This is a genomic window from Caldisericum insulae, assembly GCF_047785965.1.
In the GTDB taxonomy this organism is placed as follows: domain Bacteria; phylum Caldisericota; class Caldisericia; order Caldisericales; family Caldisericaceae; genus Caldisericum; species Caldisericum exile_A.
In genome coordinates, this window is the sequence record NZ_JBLOBF010000004.1 from 96,646 (window position 1) to 116,851 (window position 20,206).

The window sequence follows — 20,206 nt, forward strand, 5'->3', positions numbered from 1 at the left end:
TTTGGAGCAGTTAAGACCAATTTTGGCGCTTGATGTTGGAAATGTAAATATTGGTATTGCAATCTCTGACAAGGAGCGAATTTTCGCAATGCCTTTGGCTGTTATAAAGCGTGATGGGAATGAAATTGAGGTGATTAAAAACATAATAACTGAAAGAGAGGTCGAAGAGATTGTTGTTGGTCTTCCTAAAACTCTAAGTGGTACAATTGGACCACAAGCGAATATTGTACTTGATTTTTTAGATGAACTGAAGAAGGTGCTCCCTGAAGTAAAATTTGTAACCTGGGACGAGCGATATACAAGTGTTATCACTCATAAGATGCTTCGCTTTCAGGGAATTAGATCAAAAAAAGAACGTAAAATAAAGGACAAGTTCGAAGCACTTTTAATTCTTGAAAGTTATCTCGAATTTTTAAGGAGGCAGAAACGAGAAGAAGAAAATGGTTAGTCCTTGTATCTGTATTGTCAGTAGTGGTTATTGTTGTGCTTGTTGGACTTTCATTTTTTGAGCCTTTTTTAGTTTTTAAAAATGCAAAAATTCTTGAGCTTGACAAAGGATGTACCACAAGAGACATTGCTTTTATTTTAAAGGATAAGGGTGTTATTTGGGAACCGTACTCTTTTATTTTTTGGTCAAAGGTGTTAAACTATGACTCAAAATTAAAAATTGGTATTTACGATTTAAAACCTGTTTCAAATATGAGTGAACTCCTTTTGGCGCTTTCAAAAGGGGGACGTCCTAAGGAGCTAACTATTACAATTCCCGAGGGATTTACCTCAATGGATATAGCGGAACGCCTCTACAATAACGGTATAGTTAGGGATAAAGATCTATTTTTAAAGTATATCAAACCATACGAGGGGTATCTATTTCCGGATACGTATAATTTTTATGAAGATATGCAGTATGAAACGATTCTAAAAAAGTTTTTAGATAGATTTAATGAAGTTGTGCCTCAAAATTACGACGAATTAGCAAAGAAAAAAGGTCTAACAAAGAAACAAGCGATAATTCTTGCTTCACTTGTTGAAAAGGAGGCAAAATTCGACGAAGACAGGCCCATTGTTGCATCGGTGTTTCTAAATAGGCTTGCAATTGGAATGCCTCTTCAAGCGGATTCAACGATTCTATATGCATTAGGTATCCATAAGGAATGGCTTACAAAGGAAGACTACCAGATTGACTCGCCATATAATACTTATAAATATGTGGGACTTCCTCCTACTCCTATTTGTAATCCTGGACTGAAATCGATAATTGCAGTAGTTGAAGCGCCAAAGACTGATTACTATTATTTTATGACAACGCCTGAGGGAAAGGCAATTTTTTCAAAGACACTTGCAGAGCATGAAGCTAATCTAAGAAAGTATTATGGAGGAGTATAAATGGAGGATTTAAAAGAAGTTAAATCAAGAGAAGTAGTTAGAAGAATAAAGATGAAAAAAGAATGGATTTGGTTTGTGCAGGCAATTTTTGAAGATACCCATATGGCAGCAATTACCCTTGGAGATTCTGAAAGTCTTACATTTTTTTATGATAAGAAAAACGAAGACTTCATAAATGAATACCTCTCAAGAATTTTTGAGTTTTTAGAAAAAGAAGGTTTGTAGCTTAAAAACCATTTTTTCGCAAAGACAACTTTATAGAAGTCAAAGATTACTTAACGTAGCATTAAACCATGTTTTAGGTTTAAAAATCATTTTCCGTAAGTTAAATTGTTTTTCCGTTTCTAAAGGAATTAGCCTTTAGACTTCATCTTTTCAATGGGTTTACGATTGAAATAAGTTTAAGTGTATTGAAGACCTCTTCAAAACGCTTTTAAAAAATCAAAAAAATATTAGAATATAATTTAGAAAGATGGGGATTTTTTGAAATTAAAAAAATGGCATGGAAGGAAGGAGGTTTTAATGAAAGCTGTATTAAAGAAGGAAAGGAATGTTGGCTTTGTGATTGAGAATGTCCCAATTCCTACAATTGGGGACGATGAAATCCTTGTAAAGGTTGAGGTTGCATCAATTTGTGGAACTGATGTCCATATATACGATTGGAATGAATGGGCCCAAAATAGGATCAATCCACCTTTGATCGTTGGCCACGAGTTTGCAGGTGTGGTTGTTGAAAAAGGATCGGAAGTTAAACGTATCAATGTTGGTGATTTTGTCTCCGCAGAAACCCATATATATTGTAATCATTGTGATGTGTGTCTTATGAATCATAGAGAAGTTTGTAGAAACTTAAAAATTTTAGGTGTTGATACAAATGGTGCCTTTGCAGAATATATTAAAATTCCTGAGCGTGTTGCTTGGGTGAATCCAAAGGAAATTCCACATAAATTTGCTTCTATTCAAGAACCACTTGGAAATGCAGTTGACACAGTCCTTTCAGAGGATATCTCTGGAAAAACTGTTCTTGTAACAGGTGCTGGGCCAATTGGACTCCTTGCTATTGGCGTTGCAAGAGTATTTGGCGCAACAAAAATTATTGCATCTGACTTATCAAACTACCACCTTGAAATAGCTAAAAGGATGGGTGCAGATGTTGTGGTTAATCCTAAAGAAACAAACCTCAGAGAAGTTGTGCTTAATGAAACTCACGGGCTTGGGGTCGATGTTTCCCTTGAAATGTCTGGTGCAAAGTCTGCTCTTTCTGATGCATTAAAACTTACTAAATTTCTTGGAAGGGTTTCACTTTTAGGACTTTTTGATAACGGTGTTGAAATTAATCTTACAGACGATGTAATTTTCAAAAAATTGCGAATCTACGGGATTACAGGGAGAAGAATTTTTGAAACTTGGCAAATTGTTTCGGATTTACTTAGAAGTAGGAGACTTGATGTCTCACCTGTAATAACTCATGAATTTAAGCTTGAAGAAGTTGAAAAAGGTATAGAACTCATGAAGAGTCATCAATCAGGAAAAATTTTATTGTATCCATAATTTAAGGAGGCAAAAAATATGAATAAATTTGAATTTTTAGAAAAAGAACTTAACGAACTGAAGGAAAAGGGGACTTACAATACAATACGTGTACTTGAAAGTGCACAGGGACCATGGGTTGTAATTAATGGAAGAAAAATGCTTAATCTCTGTGCAAATAACTATCTTGGGCTTATAACAAACGAAGAGGTAAAAAACGCTGCAATTGAGGGTGTAAAAGAATTTGGCGTTGGTGCAGGTGCTGTAAGAACGATTGCAGGCACATTAAAGCTCCATGAGGAACTTGAGAGAAAGCTTGCTGAATTTAAGCATGCGGAGGCAGTGATTCTTCTTCAATCAGGTATTCTTGCAAATATTGCAACAATTCCTCTTGTTGTTGGTGAAGGCGACCTTATATTCTCTGATGAATTAAACCACGCTTCAATTATTGATGGATGTAGGTTAAGTAAGGCAACGATTGTCCGATACAAGCACCTTGATATGGCAGATTTAAAGGCAAAACTTGAGGATTACAAGGACTACAACGTAAAAAAACTCATCGTAACAGATGGTGTATTTAGTATGGATGGAGATATTGCACCACTTCCAGATATTGTTGAGCTTGCCGAAAAATATAGTGCAATTACAATGGTTGATGATGCTCATGGTGAAGGCGTGCTTGGTGATCATGGAAGAGGCATACTTGATTATTTCCATCTTGAAGGGAAGATTGATATTGATGTTGGCACTCTTTCTAAGGCATTTGGTGTTATTGGGGGATATGTTGCAGGAAATAAAACTCTTATAGAATATATGAAGCAAAGAGCACGTCCATTCTTGTTTTCAACACCTCTATCACCTGCAGATACATCTGCCCTAATAAAAGTTGTGGAAATCCTTTCAAGAGATGATTCATTGGTTAAAAAACTTTGGGAGAATGGAAATTATATTAAAGAGCAATTCAAATCATACGGTTTCAATATCGGACATTCACAAACTCCAATTACACCTGTTATAATTGGGGAAGAAAAAACTGCAATGGAATTTAGCAAAATGCTCTTTGATGAAGGAGTTTTTGCACAGGGTATTGTTTACCCAACTGTTCCAAAAGGAACAGGAAGAATTAGAGTTATGGTATCAGCTTCACATACAAAAGATGACCTTGATTTTGGAGTAAAAAAGTTTGTTGAAATTGGAAGAAAACTGGGGGTAATTAAATGATATCAGCAATTGTTTTGGGTGCAGGTATTGGAAAAAGAATGCACTCACAATTACCGAAAGTTCTTCATAAGATCTGTGGAAGAGAAATGATTTTTTATGCAATTGATTCTGTAAAGGATGTTGCCGATAACGGTGTAGTCGTTGTGATAAATGAGGCAATACCAAAAGAGATTTTTGAAGGTTATGAAATAAAAGTTCAAAAAAAACCTCTTGGAACAGGTGATGCTGTAAAGGTTGCAATAGATGGTCTTGATACTGACCTTGTGCTTATAACAACAGGCGATAATCCACTCTTTGAAAGAGAAGATATCCTTGGCTTTTATAACTTCTTTAAGGAAACAAACTCTGATGTTGCATTTATCTCCGCAGAATCTGATGACCCAACAAATCTTGGAAGAGTTGTAAGAATTGGAAACGAATTTTTGAAGATTGTAGAAGAGACAGATGCAACAAATGAAGAGAAGGTTATAAAAGAGATTAATACAGGTGTTTATCTATTTAAATTTGAGCAACTTAAAAAGCTTTTAGAAAAGATCAGCAATAAAAATGCCCAAGGTGAGTATTATCTTACAGATGCTTTAAAGATTGCGAAGGAAGAAGGTCTTAAGGTTTCCGTTTATAAACTTCCAAAGAAGCTTCCAATTTATGGTATAAATAATAGATATGAGCTTTCAATTGCAGAAAAAATAATTCAGGAAAAGATTTTAAAGAAGCATATGCTTAACGGTGTTACGATACATAATCCTGAAACCCAGAAGATCGATTACTTTGTTGAGATAGAGAATGATACAGAAATTCTTCCAGGATGCCTTTTGGAGGGAAAGACAAAAATTGAATCTAATTGTGTTATAGGGCCATTTGCACAAATTGTTGATTCTCATATATCCAAAGGAAGCACTGTTAAACAATCGGTTGTTCTTAGTTCTTATGTTGGTGAAAATTGCTCTATTGGTCCATTTGCCTATGTGCGACCTGAAAATCTCCTCGTTAAGAATGTTAAGATTGGTACATTTGTTGAGGTAAAGAAGTCAAAATTTGATGAGGGAGCAAAAGTCCCTCATCTTTCTTATATTGGAGACGCAACTATTGGAAAAAACGTAAATATTGGGGCAGGCACCATTACCTGTAATTTTTCAGGGCTTGAAGGCAATAAGAAAAATCCAACATACATTGAAGACGATGTATTTATTGGCTCACATTCAACTCTTGTTGCACCACTTGTTATTCGAAGAGGAGCTTATACTGCAGCAGGTTCAGTTATAACTCAAGAAGTACCAGAAGATTCTCTTGCAATAGCAAGAGCACAACAGGTAAATAAAATTGGATGGGTTAAGAGGAGGAAGGGGCAAAATGGTTAAAGAGATCATTACAATGGACGAAGTGAAGATTTTTACAGGAAACTCAAATGTACCTCTTGCAGAGTCAATTGCATCTTATCTCAACATGAAGCTAAGCCCAGCAATCGTTTCAAGATTCCCTGATGGGGAAATACAGGTGAGGTGTCTTGAGTCAGTGAGGGGAAAAGATGTGTTTATAATTCAATCAACACAAACACCTGCAGAAAATTTACTTGAATTGCTGATAATGATTGATGCTGTAAAACGTGCCTCTGCAAGAAGCATCTCTGCTGTAATTCCTTTCTTTGGTTATGCAAGACAGGATAGAAAGACGAAATCGAGGGAGCCAATTTCTGCAAAACTCGTTGCAAATCTCATAACAACTGCAGGTGCCACAAGGGTTATCTCGGTAGACTTACATGCAGCACAAATTCAGGGTTTTTTTGATATTCCAACTGACAACCTTACGGCAGTTTTAATTCTTGGAAAATACTTTAGAGAAAAGAATCTTGAAAATCCAGTTGTTGTGGCACCAGATGTAGGTGCTGTACAAAGGGCAACTGCATTTGCACAAGAAATCCCACATGCAACGCAAGCGATATTTGTAAAAAAGAGATTAAGCCCCGAGGAGGTTGAAACTTCAAGGCTCATTGGAGAAGTTGAAGGGAAAAATGTAATTCTTGTTGATGATGCAATTCATACTGGAAACACTCTTATAAGTGCAGCAAAGGAGGTCTTAAGGCGCGGTGCAAAAGAAGTTTATGCAACGGCAACCCATGGCATATTTACTCAAGACTCTCTTAAAAATCTCGAAGAATCTCCAATAAAAGAAATTGTTGTAACTGATACTCTTCCCGTTTTAAGCAGACCAAATTTACCTGGGAAAGTAAAGGTTTTAAGTGTTGCACCACTTATAGCTGAAGCGATAAGAAGAATATTAATGCATGAATCTGTATCTGAACTTTTTGAAAAAAAGTAATTTTTGATATAATATAAGGCTAAATTGTTTATTGAGGAGGAATAGATATGAAAAGAGTTTCCTTAAATGCAGAAAGAAGAGAAGTTACAACAAAGGGTGATACAAACAAAATAAGAAGAGAAGGTAAGATACCTGCTGTTGTTTATGGTAAAATTACCGAAACCTTCTATGTAGCGGTAAACTATAAGGACTTTACAAAAATTGAGCATGAAGTTGGTAGATCTGCAATTTTTGATTTAAATGTTGAAGGAAAAACTTATCCTTCAATTATAAAAGAGATTCAAATTGACCCAATTAAGAGAAATATAATTCATATTGATTTTGAAGCAGTCGATCTCTCAAAACCTGTCTATATGACAATTCCTTTAACTTTTGTTGGTGAAGCAATTGGTGTAAAGAAGGGTGGTATCCTTGATCCATCTTTACACGAAATTGAGGTTGAAGGACTTCTTACTGATCTTCCAGATAAGGTTGAAGTTGATGTATCCAATCTTGATATTAAGGATGTCATTTATGTAAAAGATTTGAATCTTGGAGATAAGGTTAAGATTTACTCTGATCCAGATGCTGTAGTGGTATCGGTTGTAACACCTACAACTGAAGAGGTTGTAGCACCTGCTTCAACTGAGGCACAGAGCGTAGCACAACCTACAGAAGCAAAGGCAGAAACAAAAACTGAGTCATCTAAGGAAGGAGCAAAGGAGAAATAAGATTATTGAAATATATTCGACAGGCTACCCAGAGCAATGGGGTAGCCATATTTTTTAAAGCCATATTTTTAAAGGTGTAAAATGAGAGTTCTTTTTTTAGGAGATATTTTTGCAGAACCTGGAAGAACAGCTGTGAAAGAAGGACTTCCAAAAATTTTAGATGAGTATCATCCGCATATTGTGATTGCAAACGGTGAAAATGCTGCACATGGTGCGGGAATCACTTATGAAATTGCACTTGAGTTGCATTCTTATGGGATTGATGTTATAACTGGCGGAAATCATTCCTTCGATAAGAAAGTTCTTTGGGATAAGTTTTATTTACTCCCTTACTTGTTGCGTCCTGCAAATTATCCTCAGGGAGCGCTCGGAAGAGGTTATGTGATTGTTGAAAAAAAGGATTTTAAAGTTGGAGTTTTAAACCTTCAGGGTCGAGTTGAGATGCAACCAATTGACTCGCCGTTTTCAGTTGGCGACAAAATCATAGAGGAATTAAAATCAATAACACCTTATATTATCGTTGATTTCCATGCGGAAGCAACCGCAGAAAAAGAAGCTCTTGGTTTTTATTTTGATGGAAGGGTTTCAGCAGTTATTGGCACTCATACGCATGTCCAAACAGGCGATGAAAGGATACTCCCCAAAGGTACTGCATATATAACTGACGTTGGAATGTGTGGCGTTGAAGATTCGGTAATTGGTCTCGATAAAGAAGTTGCCTTGAAAAGGTTTATTACAGGTATGCCATGGAACTTTGAACCAGCAAAAGGAAATGCAACTTTACATTTTGTTGTGATTGATATTGATTCGTCAGGAAAAGCAGTCCAAATTTTAAGAGGAAAGTGGAAAAAGATTTAGGTAGTCTTGTTGATTTAATACCTCAAACTATTAAAAACTTATTTAACCCTCATAAGACGTATCTTGTTGGTGGTGCTGTAAGAGATTTCTTACTTCAAAAAGATTTTTTTGATTTTGATTTTATTGTACCAAAAGAAGATTTCAATCTACTTTCAACAAAACTTTCAAATCTCAAATATATAGTTCTTAATAGGGAAATGTTTCCTTTATATAGGGTATTTTTTGATCGTTTTACTTTTGATTTTACCTACTATGTTGATCTTGAGACTGATATCCAAAAAAGGGATTTTACAATCAATGCAATCTACTTAAATTTGGGAAATTTAGAGATTATTTCACATCCAAAATCATTTTACGATCTTAAGGATGGTATTTTGCGGGTATGCTCAATTAACTCAATAAGAGATGACCCTGTTCGTTTTATGAGGGCGTTCAGGTTTTTGTCGCAGTTTCATCTTGAAATTGAAGAGAACACGAAAAATATTCTTAAAGATTCGAAAGATCTGTATTTTAACGTAAAAAAAGAGCGTGCAAGATTTGAACTTTTGAAATTTTTGAAAGGTGATATTGATGATATTAAAAACGCTTTGATACAAGTGTTTGCTGATTTTGATTTTTCGTTTTTATGCCGTATCCATTTTTCAGAATTGCTTCCAGATCTTCGAAGGAATTTGAATAAAGATTCAACATATCTTGATATCCTCAAGGCTTATTTTCTGGGTCAAGAGTATCCACAGTTCAGATTTGGATTAACAGAAAAAGAATTAGAGTATATAGAATATATTGATGAAAAAATAATTCCGAATTTTGAAAGTTTGTTTGAGGCGTTTTACCGTAAAAAAGATAAGGTTGAGTTTCTGTTGCTAAACATTGTTGCAAATTTTGAGGAAGAGATTTTACCAAAATACATTGAAATTTTAAGATTATGGAAAAAAACCAAAGTGAGGTTTAGTGAAGTTGAAAGATTTGCAAGCGAAAATAATCTTTCAATAGATAGAGCTTATAAAGAAGTTTTGAGAGGAGAATTGTTTAAAATCTATGAGGACATTTGCCATAGTTAACTTTGGATGTCAGATGAATGAATACGAAAGTGAAAAATTTAGAGAAGTATTTTACGATTTTGGATTGGTCGAGGTTTCAAGTATTGAGGAAGCGGATGTCGTACTTTTTAATAGCTGCGCTGTGCGAGAAAAATCCGAGCAAAAACTCATAAGTTCAGTAGGATATGCAAGGTCTCTTTACGAAAAATACGGAAGGCCTTATGTAATCGTAGCAGGATGTGTTGCATCTATCAAGGAGAGAAAAATTAAAGAAGTTGCACGTGATAGCCTTTTTATGCTTTCGAAAGGTTATGAACTTATTTATGAGCGTGTTAATGAATTAAGAAGCGAGCTTTCAAAATATTTAAATGCTAATAATTCGCTTAATAAGGTTGAGGTTCACAGAGTTTTTGCGTATGTTCCTGTCATTTTTGGTTGTAACAGTTTTTGCGCTTATTGTATTGTACCTGCAACAAAAGGACGTGAAAAATCGAGACCAATTAATGAAGTATTGGACGAAGTAAAAAGTCTTGTTGATCAAGGGGTAAAAGAAATAGTTCTCTTAGGTCAAAATATAAATCATTATGGTTACGATTTAGGAAAGCAGGAAGGTTTTATTGAACTTCTTGAAGAAGTTGGTCGTATTCCTAATCTTAAAAGATTACGTTATCTTACACCACATCCAGCATATTTTACAAAGGAACTTGTAAAAAGAATGCGTCGAATTAACACTCTTATGCCTCATTTCCATTTGCCTGTTCAGTCGGGATCAAATAAGATACTGTCTCTTATGAAAAGAGGATATACAAAAGAGCATTACCTTGAGATAATTGAAACGATTAAGAAAGAATTTCCAGAAGCATCAATTACAACTGATATTATTGTAGGCTTCCCAAACGAATCAGAAGAAGATTTCCTTGAAACTATTAATCTTGTTAAAACCGTTCAATTTGATAAAAGTTTTATCGCAGCTTATTCAAAACGCCCTAATACACCTGCAGCAACGATGGAAGGGCAGATTGACCCAAAAACAAAAAAAGAAAGACTTAACTACCTTCTTAAAATACAAAATGAAATAAGTCTTGAGAAGAACAAGGCATATATTGGTGGTACTTATGAAGTGCTTGTTGAAAATGTAAAAGGAAACAAAGCTTTTGGAAGAATCCCGCAAGATAAACTTGTGATTTTTGAAAGTAGTTTTGAGGTTCATCCTGGCGATTTAGCCAATGTCCTTATTACCGACGCTGACTTTATACATTTAAGAGGAAAGGCATAACAAGGAAAAGATTTACAATTTCGATAATCCTGTAAGTGACTACACTTCGCCAATTTGTCATTCATTGCAAATCGATGTGAAGAATTGCAACTAAACATAATGATTAATATTTACTATTTTCTAATGTGTTTGTAGAGAGTCTTTCTTCTCTCTCATTTTTTTCCTGCATTTAATAGCAGATACCCCAAATGGAAGAGGGTTCTCATTACTCGAAGGGGTAAAAGCCCCTTCGAACTACCACAGAAAGAGTAGATTTCTATTAATCGAAGGGGTAAAAGCCCCCCTTCGAACTTCCCCAAAAGGCGGAGATTTCTCCATTACTCGAAGGGGTATTTACCCCTTCGAACTTTCCCAAAAGGTGGAGATTTCTCCTCACTACGTTCGTCGAAATGACTCGTTGCGTCATTCTGAAGCCGCTTATTTGTCATTCCGAAGTGGCGTAGCCACGAGGAATCTCCTCAGTTTTGGGGGAGTATTGAGAGGGCGGTTTGTTGCCCCTCAAAATAATTGTCATATCGAGCGAAGCGAGATATCTCCTCTGTTTGCATTGGAGTGGGTAAAAGTCCCCCTTCGAACTACCCCAAAAGGCGGAGATTTCTCATTTAATCGAAGGGGTAAAAGTCCCCCTTCGACCATTAGAAAAGGGGGTGCCCCCTTTCTAACTTATCCCCAAGGAAAAATTATTATTTGGGGGAGTATTGAGGGGGTTGTTGCCCCCTCAAAATATGGAGATTTCTCCTCACTACGTTCGTCGAAATGACTCGTTGCGTCATTCTGAAGCCGCTTATTTGTCATTCCGAAGTGGCGTAGCCACGAGGAATCTCCTCAGTTTTGGGGAGTTTTGAGGGTGCGGTTTGTTGCCCCTCAAAATATGGAGATTTCTCCTCACTACGTTCGTCGAAATGACAATCATTGGAAGTGGGGATACCTCTATCAACCCTTCCCTTTAAGACAAAAATAATATATTTGACTTGTGTTTCTTATTTTGAATGATCGTAGCGACAGAGGACTTTTAATATTTAGTTCATTGGATGTAATTTTTAAATGAAAAATAGGTCTTTTAGGCTGAAAATTATAGTTATAACTTGAATAGTTTTGATTCTAAATTTTCTCGAATATCTTCGGGAAGAGTTTCGATAAATTTATCGGTAACCTTGTAATAGATTTTTCCTTCAAAAAATTCCTTTTCTATATAGCCTAACTTTAGAAGCTCGTTTATAACTCTTGCGCTGTTTACGCCTCGAATTTTATCAATTTCATCTTTTGTTCTCTTCTTTTTAAGAATTAACCCTATAACCTCTATTAAGTTTTTTGATAGAGTTATCTTTTTCTTCTTGATGAATTTCTCAAAAAATCTTCTATATTTTGCATTCGGTATCATTCGAACTTTATTTTTTTCAAATGCAAGATTTATACCAGTTTCCTTGAGGTTATTTTCAAGTTCTGAAAGAAGTTCAAGAATACTTCTTTTATCTAGTCCAATAATTGATGCAATCTTGTCAATACTAACCGGTTTTACAGACACAAATAAAATCGATTCAATTGCGTAAAGGTATTCTTCCCTCTTCATTGAGCCTCAAAATGATCGGTGAAAAATGATCTTCTTGTAATATCTTCAAAAAGTTGTTTTTTGCAAGTATAAGCACCGCAAGAAATGTTGCAATGACCTCTATTTTAGAATTGCACTCTTCAATAAGTTTTCTAAAATCAATCTCTATAAACTGGGTGAGCTTTTCTTTTAGTTTTTCAATAATGTAAGCTACGGAAACTTGCTCAACAGAAATAGTTTTATTTTCATAATATTTTTCTCTTTGAAGCACTTCTTTCACAATTTTTTCAAGACGAGAAATTGGGATTTCATTTGATGATACCTTTTCAACAAATGTTCTTCTGATTACAGTTTTTTCAACGGATTTTTCGAGTACTTCAATAATATCGTCAATGTTTTCTTCATGAAGAGTTTTCTTTCCCTGTTCCTTTAGTCCCAAAAGATACAATAGAAGTTCTGATTTTAACTCAAGAAGAGTTGCCAAGAGCAAAATTTTTTCACTTAATTCAAAATTGTCAATCCTTTGAAGCTCATTTGAGACCAACTCCAAAATTGAAATACTTAAAAGGGAATTCTTGTTTCGTTTTGCTTCGTAAACAATCTCCTCAAGGCTCATTTTAGATTCATCTTTGTTAGTGCTTCATCAAGTGTTGCATTTGCCACATAAGATGCATTCTTGGAACCTTCTTCGAAGACATCCTCGACTTTGTCGATCTCTTTTTTAAGTTCCTCTCGTTTTTGTCGAATTGGTCTTAAATATTCGTTCAATTTATTTGCAAGATTCTTTTTGCATGCAACACAACCAAGTGCTCCAGATCTACAATCTCTCTCAATATCGTTTACTTCAGCTTTATTAAAAATCTTGTGGTATGTGAATACATTGCACACCTCAGGGTGTCCTTTGTCATGTAATCTTATCTTTTCAGGATCAGTAATTGCTCTCATTATTTTCTTTGTTGTGTCCTCCTCTGTATCTGCAATCTTTATATCATTTTCAAGACTCTTTGACATCTTTTTACCATCAATGCCTGGCACATACGGAAACTCTGTAAGAAGTGCCTGTGGTTCGACAAAGAGCTCACCATAAAGATAATTAAATCTTCTTACGATTTCTCTTGTCATTTCAAGGTGCGGCAGTTGATCTTTACCCACGGGAACATACTTAGCTTTATATAGAATAATATCTGATGCCATAAGAACAGGATAACCAAGCAGTCCATAGGATGCGTTTTCCTTAAGGTCAAGGTCTTTAATCATCTCTTTTACTGTTGGATTTCTCTCAAGCCACGAAATTGGAACGATCATTGAAAGAAGTAAGTGTAAGTAAGTATGTGCTGGGACTTTCGATTGAATAAAAAGTGTAGCCTTTTTTGGATCAATACCTGCGGCAAGCCAATCAAGCATTACTGCAATCCTATTTTTCTTGAAATCTTCTGTGTGCTCGTAGTTTGTTGTGAGTACATGCAAATCTGCAATGAAGAAATAACTTTTATAAGTTTCTTGAAGCTTTTTAAGGTTGTCAATAACACCTACAAGGTGCCCTATGTGGAGCTCTCCTGTTGAACGCATTCCTGTAACTACAACATCCATTATTCTCCTCCTACTTTAAAAATGGATTTTTCCAATAAGATTTATTATGGGTGAAACTGCCTTAGAAAAGAAATAATTAAATCTAAAAAATGGAATTGAAATAATAATAACAAGGAAAATTATCCCATAGTAATTTAACGCATCATCGTAGAGAAATCTAAGGGGATTTTTTGTAAGGGCGAATATTATTTTTGAACCATCAAGCGGTGGAATAGGAATAAGGTTAAATATTGCAAGGTATATACTTAATACAATAATATACCTTGCAAGTTCAACGAAATATCCAAAGCCTGTAAGTACTATTGGGTTAACGCTCATCCAGTTAAAAAGCGGTGCAAGTAAAAATGCTGTAATAAGATTTGCAAGAGGCCCTGCAAGAGAGACAAAAATCATTCCTTTTCTGAGGTTTCTTAATGCAGTAAAATCAACAGGAACAGGTTTTCCCCAGCCAAATCTAAAAATAACAAGTGAAAGTAGCCCTATTGGATCAATATGCCTTAGTGGATTTAAAGATAGTCTTCCCTCTTCTTTTGCTGTGGTATCTCCCATTTTGTAAGCAACATAGGCATGTCCAAACTCATGTATCGTAAGAACAATCAATACGGCAGGTATCACATACAACAATTCACTTATATATTGATTTATGTAATTCATCTCTATCATCTCCTTAAAGCATTTTACTCTATACTCAACAATTATACACATGAAACGCTATTTTTAAAATTTTTGATGTTTTATTTAAAAATCTTGCTAAAATAGTAAAGTATGGAAGAAAAAATAGTTGTTATTCTTGGGCCAACAGCAACCCATAAAAGTGATATTGCCTTAGAACTTGTTAAGGATTTTCCTCTTGAGATTGTATCTGCTGACTCAATGCAGTTTTATAAGGGTATGGACATAGGCACTGCAAAGGTATCGAAAGAAATAAGAGAAAAAATTCCACACCACTTTATAGACATAATTGATGTATCTCAAAATTATAGTGTTGGGCAATACAAAAGGGAATTTTTGAAATTAGTCCAAGAAATTTACAAGAATAAAAAGATTCCTCTTATTGTTGGGGGCTCTGGGCTCTACATAAGAGCAATTACTGAGAATTTTCCAGTCGAGGAATCTCCATCTCCCGATATCGATTTGCGAAGAGAACTTGAAGGGAAATCTTTAGATGAGATAAAAAAACTTGCAGAAAGTATAGACTTTGATGCAGCTTCAAGAGTTTTTGATAAAAAACGCCTCATAAGAATAATTGAATACTACAAAAAGACGGGCAAGAAAATTTCGGAAGTAAAAAATCCTTCAGTTAAGTTTAGGTTCTTAAAAATTGGTCTTATAAAGCCCAGGGAAATTCTCTATAGAGACATAGAAAAACGTGTGGATAAAATGATTGAACTTGGTTTTGTAGAAGAAGTTAAGAGTTTAAAAGAGAAGTATGCTCAATGGTCAAAAACAGCAAGGCAAGCAATAGGATATAAGGAAATTCTTGATTATCTTGAGGGACAAATCACATTTGATGAAGCGATTGAACTTATTAAGAAAAACACGCGACATCTTGCAAAAAGGCAGATCACATGGTTCAAAAAAGAGAAGGATGTTTTGTGGTTTGACTCAACAGATATTCAACTAATCATAAATGAAATTAAAAGATTGGTAGGTGATTTTGTAAATGATGATTGAGGACCGCTTTATAGAATTAGGAAAAACTTCAGAACTATCACTTAAAGAGCACTTTGAAAAGGTAGATTTAATTCGAGAAAAAAATTTTTTAAAGGTTCTTGATGCTTTTCAAAATGTAAAACTCCACGATTCTGATTTAAACTACACTTCTGGTTATGGCTATAATGATATTGGTCGTGAAAAGACTGAGGCAGTTTTTGCAAGAATTTTTGGTGGCGAAGATGCACTTGTTCGTCCTCAAATTATTTCTGGGACTCATGCAATTTCTATAACTCTTTTTGGACTTTTAAGACCAGGCGATTTGCTTGTCTATGCAAGCGGTAAACCCTACGAAACAGGCGAAGGCATTATAGGGATTCGTGAAGTTGAAGGCTCGCTTAAAGAGTCTAGTGTTAAATACGGTGAATTTAATTTTAGAAATGGTTTTGATGAGAATCTCGTAAAGAATGCAAAAGTTTTAGTCTTTCAGAGATCTAAAGGGTATACTTTTACTGATTCGATAACAATAGATGAACTTGAAAATGCAATAAAGATTGTAAAATCAATTAATCCTCAAACAATTATTATGGTTGATAATTGTTATGGTGAATTTGTGGAAGACAGGGAACCTGGTGATGTTGGCGCTGATGTTGTTGTTGGGTCTTTAATCAAAAATGTAGGTGGTGGAATTGCAATAACAGGGGGATATATTGTTGGGAAAAAGGATCTTATCCAAAAAATCTCAACAAGACTTACTGCACCAGGTGTTGGGAAAGAAATCGGTCCAATGCTTGGGCTTACTCGAAATATTCTTCAGGGGATTTACTTTGCTCCACTTGTGGTTTCAAATGCTTTAAAAGGTGTAATATTTGCTTCAAAAATCTTTGAAGATTATGGATTTGAAGTGAAGCCTAGATACTTTGAAAAGAGAACCGATATAGTGCAGGCAATAAAGTTTGGAAGTGAGGAACTGCTTATAAAATTTGCGCAGTCTATTCAACGTTTTTCACCAATTGATTCTGACGCAGAAATTGAGTCTGCGCCACTTCCAGGCTATGGAAATAAAGTTATTATGGCTGCTGGTACCTTTGTGCAGGGTTCTTCAATAGAATTATCATGTGATGCACCGATTGTTCCACCTTACATTGGTTATCTTCAAGGTGGTATATACTACGAACACACAAAATTTGCGAGTTTATATGCACTACAAGAAGTCTTAAAAATTTCTAAAAAATAAAAATGGCTTGATTACTAATTTTATTGACAAAATTTTGGCTTAAAAAAATCTTAAAGAAATTGCATAAAAACTATTGCATTTTTTACAATTTTTGATATAAATACACCGATAAGGTTATAAACCTTACCACCTCCCTGCAAAAAACACTCTTGCTTAAAGAGTGGGAACGCAGGAAATTTAAAAGGAGAAGGACAACTCCTTTAAGAAACCCTACGGCTGGACTGGTCGGATGTTATGCCTGCGCAGGCAGGAAGCCCCTCGTTAAGCAGGGTGGCTGTCACTAATTCTTTGGAAGGGGGTGGCTGAAATGCGCACAGAAGGTAAACACATTATTATGGATGCATCTGGTTGCAATCCAGAGCTCCTAAATGATTTGAATTACCTAAGGTCGCTTCTTGTAGAAGCGGCACAGAAAGCTAATGCAACAGTTTTGAACGTTGCATTTCACCATTTTACTCCTCAGGGAGTTAGTGGGGTGGTGGTAATTTCCGAATCTCACCTCTCAATCCACACGTGGCCTGAATATGGCTATGCTGCGTTGGATTTTTACACATGCGGAGACATCGATCCTAAGGTTGCCTGTGAGTATGTTGCAGAACATCTCAAAGCAAAATACGTTCAGACAACAGAAGTTTCCCGTGGAGAGGAACGCGAAGGGAAGTACCTGCACAAAATTCGTTCAGTAAGAACAAAGGTTTATGGAAAAGAATTATCTTTACTTCCATGACAGGTTTGGGGGTGCAGAAGAACATCTTCATGGCGTCAGAAAGATTATTTATGAGGTGAGGACTCCCTACCAGCTTATCCAAGTGGTAGAGAGTCCTACCTTTGGGAAGATGCTTATTATTGACGGAGATGTTCAATCCTCTCTTATAGATGAATATATCTACCACGAATCGCTTGTGCATCCTGCATTGTTAACTGCTCAATTACCAAAGGTTGTTGTTATCCTTGGCGGTGGAGAAGGTTCAACTTTAAGGGAAATTTTGAAACATAAAAGTGTAACAAAAGCAATAATGGTTGATATTGATAAGGACGCAACTGACATTGCAAAAGAATACATGAAAGAGTGGCATCAGGGCGCATTTGACGATCCAAGATCAACCCTTATTAATACCGATGCAAGAGCATTTGTAGAAAGCAATCTTTCAAATAATTCAGTTGATGTATTTATAAGTGATCTAACCGAACCTTATGAAGGTGGTCCTTCATACAAGCTCTATTCAGTTGAATTTTATAAAACTATCTTTGATAGACTTAAAGAAAATGGTGTTTTTGTATTGCAGGCATCCCTTTTGAGGGTTACAAATTATAAAATGCATGCAATTATTAGAAATACTCTTAAGCAGATTTTCCCGATCGTTAGAAGCTATTTTGCCTATGTACCTGCGTTTGATACTACATGGGGCTTTATAATTGCATCGAAGAAAAACGATCCCAAGGCATTCACAAGGGAAGAGATTGACTACATGATTAAAGAGCAGATTGAAGGAGATTTGCGTTTTTATGATGGTGAAACCCATATTGCGCTCTTTAATCTGCCAAAAGATATCCGAAAACTAATAGATAGCGAAAAAGAAATTATTACAGATTCAAACTACATTCCTCTCGAAAGAAAAGAAAACCTATGATTCTTATAAAAAATGTTTCTGCAATTTTAGATTCAAAGACTTACAAGGAATCTGTTGATATTGTAATTAAGGACTCAAAGATTTCATTTATTGGTGACAATGCCAAAGAGAACAACTACTCAAAAGTAATTGATGGGAGTAATTTAATTGCAATGCCTGGGTTTGTAAATACTCATTCCCATCTTGCAATGACCTTTATGCGAGGTTATGCAGAGGATGTCACTTTACAAGATTGGCTCTACAAATATATTTTCCCTCTTGAAGATCACCTAACATACGATATGGTTTATTTTGGCACACTTCTTGCAGCAATTGAATCAATAAAAACAGGTACAACTACTGTTGCAGATTTCTACTACCATCCACAGGCGACATTAAGGGCACTTTCTGAGATTGGTATGCGTGGAAATATTGGTATTGCATATGCCTCAAAGCCTTTCATGGATAAGGTTATAATCGAAGAAGTTGAGAGAAAATTTAGAGAACTTTCAGGAAAAGATGAAAAAATCCTAATTAGCCTTGCACCACATGCTCCATATACGGTAAGTCAGGAGCTTCTAAAATATACAAAAGAACTTCAGAAGAAAGTTGGTTCTGTGGTGCAAGTCCATTTACATGAAACAGAAAAAGAAGTTATTGATTACATGAAATCATACACAAGAACTCCTATTGAATATCTTGCTTCAATTGGCTTTCTAAATGAATTTGTGGTTGCTGCTCATTGTGTTTGGGTAAGTGAAAATGACATAAAGACTCTCAAGAAAAATGGTGTTTGGGTATCTTTAAACCCTGAAAGTAATATGAAACTTGGATCAGGACTTGCGCCTATTGATAGATTTATCGATGCTGGCCTTAAGCTTGCTGTTGGCACAGATGGCGTTGCATCAAATAACAACTTATCAGTGCTTGAAGCAGTGAGAATTGTAAGCCTCCTTGCAAAAGGTATCTCCAGAAACCCAAGAAAACTAAGCGTAACTGATGCGTTTGATATACTTACAGTGAATGGCGCAAAGGCACTCGGTTTTAATGATGTTGGTGTATTAAAAGAAGGTTTCAAGGCTGATTTAATTCTTGTAAGAAAGGATTTGCCCGAGATGGTGCCGATGCATTCACCACACTCAAACGTGATTTATTCGATGTATCCAGATAGTGTCAATACAGTTATTATTAACGGCGAAATCATAATGGAAAATAGAAAAATTCTTACTGTTGATGAGGAAGTTGTAAAGAAAGAGTTTAAGAATCTTTTAAGCAAACTCATTCAAAAATAATTACGAATATTTTGGTCTTATTCTCTTTAAAATCAAGATTGCAACACCATTTTCAATCTCAACGTAAATTGAATTTGAAAGTGCATAATTGCTTAGAGTCAAGGTTTCACCCAATTCAACACTTTTTCCTTTAAGAGGATAATATAAACCTTTTGAATCTTTAAATAATATTTTTCCTAATAATGGGAATATCGAAACTATGTCGTTAATATCGGTTTTAATTTCTATACTTTTATCAAATATGTAAATCTCCTCTTTATTCTCAAGGAACTTTCCCGATTTTCCTTCTTTAAATATTCTGTAGAGAATCGAAAGATTAAATAGAAGATGGTCGGTTCTGCCGCCAAGCATATTTGTGAGTATGATTTCATCATATCCAAGAGAAAGCGCGTGCGTTACTGCGATTTCTGTGTCTGAATAGTCTTTTTCCTTTGGATATTCAAGGTGATTGATTCTTTTGAGTAGCTCCTTATTTTTTAATGAATCGAAGTCCCCAATTGCAAGATCAACCTTTACGCCAGATTCGAGAAGTGTTTCAGCGCCAGCATCAATGCCTATGACAAAATCTACACTCTTTGCAAGGTCTCTTAAAAACTGCGGTGGATTTTTCATGCCATTTCCAACAAGCAAACACCTTTTCACACTAATATTATACAGTTAAAATAAATTTCGTTAGCGCAAACTTATCTATATTTTTGCTACAAAAAGAAACGCAGATAAAGACCTCTTTCGAATGTTTAAATTCATGGATAATATTTCAAATACAATTTTTATCGATCTAAAATGAGCGATTTTTTATCCCTCTAAAAAATGTTAGTACTTTTTTGAAAAAATTGCAAGTTTTTGATTATATATGAAAAATTTGGAGAATCGCTCAGGTTAGGTTCGAAACAAGAAAGGGGACATAGGGGATGAACTGTTTCAATTCCTTATAGGCG

Annotated in this window: 21 protein-coding genes; 16 read left to right on the forward strand and 5 right to left on the reverse strand. The window is 35.3% G+C overall.

Features of this window, described 5'->3' with window-relative positions; all coding sequences use genetic code 11:
* Nucleotide 1: 1 nt before the first annotated feature.
* From ruvX to miaB, 11 genes are all read left to right on the forward strand, one after another.
* A complete protein-coding gene (gene ruvX, locus ACMV0E_RS04275; protein WP_416085132.1) occupies nucleotides 2-448 on the forward strand; it encodes a Holliday junction resolvase RuvX in 447 nt (148 codons plus the stop codon).
* A 14-nt stretch (nucleotides 449-462) separates the two neighbouring features.
* Nucleotides 463-1,386, forward strand: a complete 924-nt coding sequence (gene mltG / locus ACMV0E_RS04280) for an endolytic transglycosylase MltG (protein ID WP_416085133.1) — start codon at nucleotides 463-465, stop codon at nucleotides 1,384-1,386.
* Nucleotides 1,387-1,611 (forward strand): hypothetical protein, encoded by a 225-nt coding sequence (locus ACMV0E_RS04285; protein WP_416085134.1) that lies wholly within the window; start codon nucleotides 1,387-1,389, stop codon nucleotides 1,609-1,611.
* 297 nt (nucleotides 1,612-1,908) lie between these two features.
* Nucleotides 1,909-2,937: an L-threonine 3-dehydrogenase gene (tdh, locus tag ACMV0E_RS04290; RefSeq protein ID WP_416085135.1), complete on the forward strand. Its 1,029-nt coding sequence runs from the start codon at nucleotides 1,909-1,911 to the stop codon at nucleotides 2,935-2,937.
* 18 nt (nucleotides 2,938-2,955) lie between these two features.
* Nucleotides 2,956-4,137 carry a glycine C-acetyltransferase gene (locus tag ACMV0E_RS04295; protein ID WP_416085136.1) on the forward strand — a complete coding sequence of 394 codons (1,182 nt, stop codon included), beginning with the start codon at nucleotides 2,956-2,958 and terminating at the stop codon, nucleotides 4,135-4,137.
* Nucleotides 4,134-5,495 (forward strand): bifunctional UDP-N-acetylglucosamine diphosphorylase/glucosamine-1-phosphate N-acetyltransferase GlmU, encoded by a 1,362-nt coding sequence (gene glmU, locus ACMV0E_RS04300; protein ID WP_416085137.1) that lies wholly within the window; start codon nucleotides 4,134-4,136, stop codon nucleotides 5,493-5,495. The genes ACMV0E_RS04295 and glmU overlap by 4 nt, the downstream gene beginning before the upstream one ends.
* The gene (locus ACMV0E_RS04305; protein WP_416085138.1) at nucleotides 5,488-6,453 is read left to right on the forward strand and encodes a ribose-phosphate diphosphokinase; all 966 of its coding nucleotides are present in this window, start codon (nucleotides 5,488-5,490) and stop codon (nucleotides 6,451-6,453) included. The genes glmU and ACMV0E_RS04305 overlap by 8 nt, the downstream gene beginning before the upstream one ends.
* A gap of 47 nt (nucleotides 6,454-6,500) precedes the next feature.
* On the forward strand, nucleotides 6,501-7,163 hold the full coding sequence (locus ACMV0E_RS04310) for a 50S ribosomal protein L25/general stress protein Ctc (RefSeq protein ID WP_416085139.1): 663 nt from the start codon (nucleotides 6,501-6,503) through the stop codon (nucleotides 7,161-7,163).
* Nucleotides 7,164-7,244: 81 nt separating this feature from the next.
* A complete protein-coding gene (locus ACMV0E_RS04315) occupies nucleotides 7,245-8,021 on the forward strand; it encodes a TIGR00282 family metallophosphoesterase (RefSeq protein WP_416085140.1) in 777 nt (258 codons plus the stop codon).
* Nucleotides 8,006-9,082 carry a tRNA nucleotidyltransferase/poly(A) polymerase family protein gene (locus ACMV0E_RS04320; RefSeq protein WP_416085141.1) on the forward strand — a complete coding sequence of 359 codons (1,077 nt, stop codon included), beginning with the start codon at nucleotides 8,006-8,008 and terminating at the stop codon, nucleotides 9,080-9,082. The genes ACMV0E_RS04315 and ACMV0E_RS04320 overlap by 16 nt, the downstream gene beginning before the upstream one ends.
* Nucleotides 9,060-10,337, forward strand: coding sequence for a tRNA (N6-isopentenyl adenosine(37)-C2)-methylthiotransferase MiaB (miaB, locus tag ACMV0E_RS04325; RefSeq protein WP_416085142.1), 1,278 nt, complete (start codon nucleotides 9,060-9,062; stop codon nucleotides 10,335-10,337). Before ACMV0E_RS04320 ends, miaB begins: the two co-directional genes overlap by 23 nt.
* 1,078 nt (nucleotides 10,338-11,415) lie before the next feature.
* On the opposite strand, the gene scpB is transcribed toward miaB, so the two are convergent.
* The 4 genes from scpB to ACMV0E_RS04345 are packed head-to-tail and all read right to left on the reverse strand — an operon-like array spanning nucleotide 11,416 to nucleotide 14,130.
* A complete protein-coding gene (gene scpB / locus ACMV0E_RS04330; protein WP_416085143.1) occupies nucleotides 11,416-11,907 on the reverse strand; it encodes an SMC-Scp complex subunit ScpB in 492 nt (163 codons plus the stop codon).
* Complete coding sequence (locus tag ACMV0E_RS04335) at nucleotides 11,876-12,502, reverse strand: segregation/condensation protein A (protein WP_416085144.1); 627 nt, start codon at nucleotides 12,500-12,502, stop codon at nucleotides 11,876-11,878. The genes scpB and ACMV0E_RS04335 overlap by 32 nt, the downstream gene beginning before the upstream one ends.
* Entirely contained in the window at nucleotides 12,499-13,476 is a 978-nt protein-coding gene (gene trpS / locus ACMV0E_RS04340) for a tryptophan--tRNA ligase (protein ID WP_416085145.1), read from the reverse strand. The genes ACMV0E_RS04335 and trpS overlap by 4 nt, the downstream gene beginning before the upstream one ends.
* 15 nt (nucleotides 13,477-13,491) lie before the next feature.
* Nucleotides 13,492-14,130 carry a site-2 protease family protein gene (locus ACMV0E_RS04345; protein ID WP_416085146.1) on the reverse strand — a complete coding sequence of 213 codons (639 nt, stop codon included), beginning with the start codon at nucleotides 14,128-14,130 and terminating at the stop codon, nucleotides 13,492-13,494.
* Between the two features lie 111 nt (nucleotides 14,131-14,241).
* Between ACMV0E_RS04345 and miaA the strand changes: the two genes are divergently transcribed.
* From miaA to ACMV0E_RS04370, 5 genes are all read left to right on the forward strand, one after another.
* On the forward strand, nucleotides 14,242-15,150 hold the full coding sequence (miaA, locus tag ACMV0E_RS04350) for a tRNA (adenosine(37)-N6)-dimethylallyltransferase MiaA (protein WP_416085147.1): 909 nt from the start codon (nucleotides 14,242-14,244) through the stop codon (nucleotides 15,148-15,150).
* On the forward strand, nucleotides 15,140-16,366 hold the full coding sequence (locus ACMV0E_RS04355; protein ID WP_416085148.1) for a methionine gamma-lyase family protein: 1,227 nt from the start codon (nucleotides 15,140-15,142) through the stop codon (nucleotides 16,364-16,366). Before miaA ends, ACMV0E_RS04355 begins: the two co-directional genes overlap by 11 nt.
* Before the next feature lie 307 nt (nucleotides 16,367-16,673).
* Nucleotides 16,674-17,093 carry an adenosylmethionine decarboxylase gene (gene speD / locus ACMV0E_RS04360; protein WP_416085149.1) on the forward strand — a complete coding sequence of 140 codons (420 nt, stop codon included), beginning with the start codon at nucleotides 16,674-16,676 and terminating at the stop codon, nucleotides 17,091-17,093.
* Nucleotides 17,065-17,997 (forward strand): spermine/spermidine synthase domain-containing protein, encoded by a 933-nt coding sequence (locus ACMV0E_RS04365; protein ID WP_416085150.1) that lies wholly within the window; start codon nucleotides 17,065-17,067, stop codon nucleotides 17,995-17,997. The genes speD and ACMV0E_RS04365 overlap by 29 nt, the downstream gene beginning before the upstream one ends.
* Nucleotides 17,994-19,268, forward strand: coding sequence for an amidohydrolase (locus ACMV0E_RS04370; RefSeq protein ID WP_416085151.1), 1,275 nt, complete (start codon nucleotides 17,994-17,996; stop codon nucleotides 19,266-19,268). The genes ACMV0E_RS04365 and ACMV0E_RS04370 overlap by 4 nt, the downstream gene beginning before the upstream one ends.
* Here ACMV0E_RS04370 and ACMV0E_RS04375 read toward each other — a convergent pair whose 3' ends face one another.
* Nucleotides 19,269-19,910 (reverse strand): thiamine diphosphokinase, encoded by a 642-nt coding sequence (locus ACMV0E_RS04375; protein ID WP_416085152.1) that lies wholly within the window; start codon nucleotides 19,908-19,910, stop codon nucleotides 19,269-19,271.
* Nucleotides 19,911-20,206: the final 296 nt, after the last annotated feature.